Genomic DNA, 5,036 nt, shown 5'->3' with positions numbered 1-5,036 from the left:
GTCGGTGCCCGGCCGGTGGGCTGAGCGACCCTTGCACGCACTCGCGCCCCGACCGAGCGGTCGGGGCGCGAGTGGACGACGCGGGTGAGGCCGATCAGGGCTCGACGTCGATGACCTTGTGCGGCCGTTCCTGGGCGGTGAGGCTCATCGGCGGGGTCTCGTCCCGGTGCTGCTGCTGGAAGCGGTTCATCAGCCGGTGCTCGTCCTTCGGCGGCCGGTCGTTGGCCAGCAGCACCGCCAGCCAGGGGATCAGGATCATGCCCAGCCCGACGAGCGGGAGCCAGAGCCAGAGCAGCGGGGCCTGCACGCCGACCAGGACGGCGCCGACGATCACGCAGGCCACCCGGATGCCCATCATGAGCACGTAGCGCTTCTGGCGGCTGGTGAGCTGGTCGTCCTGGCTGCGCGAGGCGTCGGTGATCAGGATCGGCTGGTACGCCTGACGCTTCACCACGGACCTCCTCGAGGGGATTACGACCCATCCTGTCACCTCCCGAGCGTGATCAGCGAAAACCGACGCATCTGCTTACGTGTTACGCCCGTGGTACGCTCCCGATGTGGGCAGCCGGTTCAGCTTCACCGACGAGGCGTTGGCCAACCTCCGGGTCTACGACGTCACGCCGGCGGAAGTCTGGGAGGCTCTGCACAGCAGCCGTCGGGTCATCCGCCACCTGGGCGACGACGTGATGGTGGTCTACGCCGCCGCCCGCCGGGGGCGCCGGCTGGCCGTGCTGCTCGCCGAGGCCGACGGCACCGACAACGACTGGGACATCCTCTCCGCCCGCGAGCTGAGCGACGTCGAGGCCAAGCGCTACGACGACGCGGTGCGGAGGGATCGCCGACGAGGAGGCGGTCACGATGCACCGTGACGAGGCGACCAAGCGGTTCCACGGAGACGACGCGCTCGCCGAGCTGATCGACGAGAGCCAGCCGGTGGAGCTGCCCACCCCCGACACCGACACACCGATGGTCAGCCGCTCGGTGCGCCTGCCCCTGGAGACGTACGAGCGGGTCCGGGCGGCCGCCGACGCGCGGGGCATCGGGGTGACCACGCTCATGCGCCAGTGGATCGAGGCCGGCCTGGCCGACCTGGACGACTCGGCGACGGTCTCCCTCGCCGACGTGCGGCGCGCGCTGGCCTCGCTCTCCCGGCCGACCGCCGCCTGACCCGCCCGCCGTCTCACCCGCCCGACCCGCTCTCCTGGTCGGCGGTGGCCGGTCAGAAGGGCGACGCGGGCTGCTCGACCGGGCGCCCCCGGGCGCGTACCGCGTCGGCGACGGCGATCCCGGTCAGCACGACGGCGCTCACCGTCAGCGCGACCATCGGCGGCAGCCGCAGCGCCACCGGCGCCAGCCCGATGAGCAGGACCACGCCGACCAGCCGGGACCGGGAGACCCGACCGAAGATCTCGTACTCGAAGCGTGCCCGGGCGGCCAGGAAGAGCGCCGGACCGCCCATGATGAACACCGGCCAGCCCGACTCGGTCCGCCCGAACGGGTGGGTGATGACCAGCTCGTAGCCGACGCCGGTGAGCAGCACGCCGGCGACGATCACCAGGTGGGTCCAGGTGGCGGACTCACCCAGCAGCCCGGGGGAGCGGGCGGCCGCGATCGCCTCGGTGAGCAGGTGCCCGGCCCGGTGGAAGTAGATCCGCCACAGCAGCGCGGTGGTGAGGAACGACACGGCGAAGGCACCGGCCTGCGCGGCGGTGAACTGCCCGCCGCTGAAGGTCAGACCGATGACCAGGATCGTCTCGCCGAGCGCGATCAGGAAGAACTGCTGGTACCGCTCCGCGAGGTGCTCCCCGGTGACCGCCCAGCCGGCGGTCCGCACCGCGGCCCGCCCGGGTAGCGGCCAGCCCAGCGCGAGCCCCAGGTAGTCCCAGGCCAGCGCGAGCGTCCAGCACGGCGCACGCAGCGCCGGCACCAGGCCGCCCGCCAGCCAGGGCAGCGCGCCGATCGAGGACCAGAGCAGGATCCGGGAGGTGACCGCCCGGCGCGGGTGACCGCGCAGCGCCAGGGTGAGGAAGAACGGCCGACCCACCTGGACGGTCAGGTAGGCCAGCACGAACGGCAACGCCCGCTCGGCGAAGGCCCCGGGGATCGCGACGGCCATCACCATGGCGGCGAACGCCGAGGCGAGCACCACGAACTGGATGGCCGCGCGTTCCGGCTCGTACCGGCTGGTCGCCCACGCGGTCAGTGACCAGATCATCCAGAGCGCGAGGAACAGCAGCACAGCACGGTCTCGGCCGTCTCGCGGAGCACGTCGCGCCCGTGGGTGGACAGGTCGTCGATCAGGCGCTGGGAGACCCGGGTGAGCGCGAAGACGAAGACCAGGTCGAAGAAGAGTTCGAGGAACGAGGCGCGCGGCGAACTCATCCCGCCGCGCAGCAGCGCCGCACCCCGCTCGTCGGTCATCAGCCACCCGTCGCCGCCCGACGATCCCAACGATCCGGCGGCGGCGGCGTTGCGTCAGCCCTGGGCGCTCTTCGCCTTCGCCGCCGCCTTCATCTGCTGCTTGTACTCGCGGACCCGGCGCAACGAGTCGGCGTCGGTGACGTCGGCCACCGAGCGGTGGGCGCCCGGGTCGCCGTACCCGCCGGCGGCCTCCCGCCAGCCCTGCGGCGTCACCCCGAACCGCTTGCCGAGCAGGGCGAGGAAGATCTGCGCCTTCTGCGTGCCGAAGCCGGGCAGGTCGGCGATGCGGCGGAGCAGCTCCGGGCCGTCGGCCGCGTCGGCCCAGAGCCGGGCGGCGTCGCCGTCGTACCGGTCGACCAGGACCCGGCACACCTCCTGCACCCGGGCCGCCATCGCCTTGGGGAACCGGTGCAGCGCCGGCGGTCGGGCGAAGAGGGCGACCAGGGCCTCCGGGTCGTACCCGGCGAGTTCCCGGGCGTCCGGCTCGTGGCCGAGCCGCTGCGCCAGCACGTACGGGGAGGAGAAAGCCTTCTCCATCGGCACCTGCTGGTCGAGCACCATGCCGAGGAGCAGGGCCAGTGGGCTGCGCTCCAGCAGCCGGTTGGCCTCGGGGTCGATGGGCAGCGCGAGCGTCATGGGTGACATCCTGCCCGCCGTCGTACGCCCGGCGCGCGGGCCGCGCCGATCCGACACCCGGTCCGATTCACCGTGAGGTTAGCCTGTGCTAACTTCTGACCGTCGACCGTCGTGAAGGGGTTTCGCCGTGACCGTCTCTGTCCGCAGGTCCACCGCGACGCTGTTCGCCGCCGGGCTGCTCGCCTCCGGCCTGGTCGCCTGCGGGTCCGGCGAGGGCGACGCCGCCGACCCCGGCAAGCCGAACGACAAGACGATCACCGTCTACAGCGGGCGCAACGAGCAGCTCATCAAGCCCCTTCTGGAGAAGTTCACCCAGCAGACCGGCATCACCGTCAAGCCCCGGTACGCCACCACCGCCCAGCTCGCCGCGCAGCTCGTCGAGGAGGGCGACAAGTCGCCGGCCGACGCGTTCCTCGCCCAGGACGCCGGAGCGCTCGGCGCGGTCGCCAAGCGGGAGATGTTCACCACGCTGCCCGAGGCGACCACCGCCAAGGTGCCCGAGGCCTACCGGGCCCGCGGCGGCCAGTGGGTCGGGGTGAGCGCGCGCTCCCGGGTGCTGGCGTACAACGCCGAGCAGGTGCCCGCCGCCGAGCTGCCGAAGTCCGTCTTCGAGCTGACCGACCCGAAGTGGAAGGGCAAGATCGGCGTCGCCCCGACCAACGCCTCCTTCCAGGCGTTCGTCACCGCGATCCGGGTGCAGCACGGCGAGCAGAAGGCCAAGGACTTCCTGGCCGGCCTCAAGGCCAACGAGCCGCAGATCCGGGACAACAACGTCAAGATCGTCGAGGACGTCGACAAGGGCACCATCCCCGTCGGCCTGGTGAACCACTACTACCTGGGCGAGGTCGCCAAGGAGAAGGGCACCACCCCGGAGGCCCTCAAGGTCAAGCTGCACTTCTTCCCCGCCGGCGACACCGGCGCGCTGGTCAACGTCTCCGGCGTCGGGGTGCTCAAGCACGCCGCGCAGGACGCCGACACCCAGGCCTTCGTCGACTACCTGCTCGGCACCGAGGCGCAGCGGCACTTCGCCGAGCAGACCTTCGAGTACCCGGTCGTGGCCGGCGTCCCCGCCCCGGCGTACGTGCCGCCGCTGGCCGATTTGGACACCCCGGCGATCGACCTGAACGACCTCGACACGCTGGAAGCCACCATCACCCTGATCAAGGATTCGGGGCTGGTGCCCTGAGCACCCAGACGACCACCGCGGGGTCGGCCCTTCCGGGGCCGGCCCTGTCCGGCGTACGCGGGCGGTTGCGGCGGCTGGCACCGCGCCCGACGCTGCTCGCGGCCTCGACCGTCGCGGTGGCCGTGGCCCTGGTCCCGCTGGTCTACCTCGCGGTACGCACCGCCGAGGCCGGCGCCGACCGGATCGCCGCCGAGCTCTGGACCGAGCGGGTCGGCCTGCTCGCCCTGCGCAGCCTCGGGCTCGCCGCCGTGGTCACCGCCGCCTGTGTCCTGCTCGGCGTCGGCGCCGCGTTCCTGGTCACCCGCACCGACCTGCCAGCCCGGCGGCTCTTCGCGGTGCTGGCCGCGCTGCCGCTGGCCGTCCCCACCTACATCGCCGCCTTCGCCTGGGTCTCCAGCGTCGACCGGCTGGAGGGGTTCTGGCCGGCGGCGCTGGTGCTGACCCTCTGCTCGTACCCGTACGTCTTCCTTCCGGTCGCGGCCGCGCTGCGCGGCGCGGACCCGGCCCAGGAGGAGGTCTCCCGCTCGCTGGGGCGCAGCGGCTGGCGGACCTTCACCAAGGTCACCCTGCGGCAGATCCGGCCGGCCACCGCGGCCGGCGCGCTGCTGGTCGCCCTCTACGTGCTCTCCGACTTCGGGGCCGTGTCGATCCTGCGCGCGGACACCTTCACCCGGGCCATCTTCGTCGCCTTCGACCTGGGCTTCGACCGCACCGGCGCGCTGGTGCTCTCCAGCGTGCTGGTGGCGCTGACCGTGCTGCTGCTGGCCGGGGAGACCGCGACCCGCCGGCGCGG

8 protein-coding genes are annotated in these 5,036 nt (G+C 72.7%); 4 read left to right on the top strand and 4 right to left on the bottom strand.

Going from position 1 to position 5,036, the window contains the following annotated elements:
• Positions 1-94: 94 nt before the first annotated feature.
• Entirely contained in the window at positions 95-451 is a 357-nt protein-coding gene (locus tag NCC78_RS27430; RefSeq protein ID WP_250798089.1) for a DUF3099 domain-containing protein, read from the bottom strand.
• Between the two features lie 106 nt (positions 452-557).
• On the opposite strand from NCC78_RS27430, the gene NCC78_RS27425 reads away from it, so the two are divergent.
• Both NCC78_RS27425 and NCC78_RS27420 read left to right on the top strand, forming a co-directional pair.
• Positions 558-869 (top strand): hypothetical protein, encoded by a 312-nt coding sequence (locus NCC78_RS27425; RefSeq protein WP_250798088.1) that lies wholly within the window; start codon positions 558-560, stop codon positions 867-869.
• Positions 859-1,167: a YlcI/YnfO family protein gene (locus NCC78_RS27420; RefSeq protein WP_250798087.1), complete on the top strand. Its 309-nt coding sequence runs from the start codon at positions 859-861 to the stop codon at positions 1,165-1,167. The genes NCC78_RS27425 and NCC78_RS27420 overlap by 11 nt, the downstream gene beginning before the upstream one ends.
• Before the next feature lie 52 nt (positions 1,168-1,219).
• Here NCC78_RS27420 and NCC78_RS27415 read toward each other — a convergent pair whose 3' ends face one another.
• From NCC78_RS27415 to NCC78_RS27405, 3 genes are read right to left on the bottom strand one after another with little or no spacing between them, the layout of a single operon-like run.
• Entirely contained in the window at positions 1,220-2,239 is a 1,020-nt protein-coding gene (locus tag NCC78_RS27415) for a low temperature requirement protein A (RefSeq protein WP_250798086.1), read from the bottom strand.
• Positions 2,212-2,421 (bottom strand): low temperature requirement protein A, encoded by a 210-nt coding sequence (locus NCC78_RS27410; RefSeq protein WP_250798085.1) that lies wholly within the window; start codon positions 2,419-2,421, stop codon positions 2,212-2,214. Before NCC78_RS27410 ends, NCC78_RS27415 begins: the two co-directional genes overlap by 28 nt.
• Positions 2,422-2,475: 54 nt before the next feature.
• A complete protein-coding gene (locus tag NCC78_RS27405; RefSeq protein WP_250798084.1) occupies positions 2,476-3,066 on the bottom strand; it encodes an HhH-GPD-type base excision DNA repair protein in 591 nt (196 codons plus the stop codon).
• Between the two features lie 118 nt (positions 3,067-3,184).
• Between NCC78_RS27405 and NCC78_RS27400 the strand changes: the two genes are divergently transcribed.
• Positions 3,185-4,243 (top strand): iron ABC transporter substrate-binding protein, encoded by a 1,059-nt coding sequence (locus tag NCC78_RS27400; protein WP_250798083.1) that lies wholly within the window; start codon positions 3,185-3,187, stop codon positions 4,241-4,243.
• A 65-nt stretch (positions 4,244-4,308) separates the two neighbouring features.
• Positions 4,309-5,036 (top strand): ABC transporter permease (locus tag NCC78_RS27395; RefSeq protein WP_250798081.1); only part of this gene is annotated, 728 nt, incomplete at its 3' end.

The sequence above is a fragment of the Micromonospora phytophila genome (assembly GCF_023656545.1).
GTDB classification, from domain to species: Bacteria; Actinomycetota; Actinomycetes; order Mycobacteriales; family Micromonosporaceae; genus Micromonospora; species Micromonospora phytophila.
Note: the sequence above shows the minus strand (reverse complement) of the source record. Positions and strands in the feature narration are given on the sequence as shown.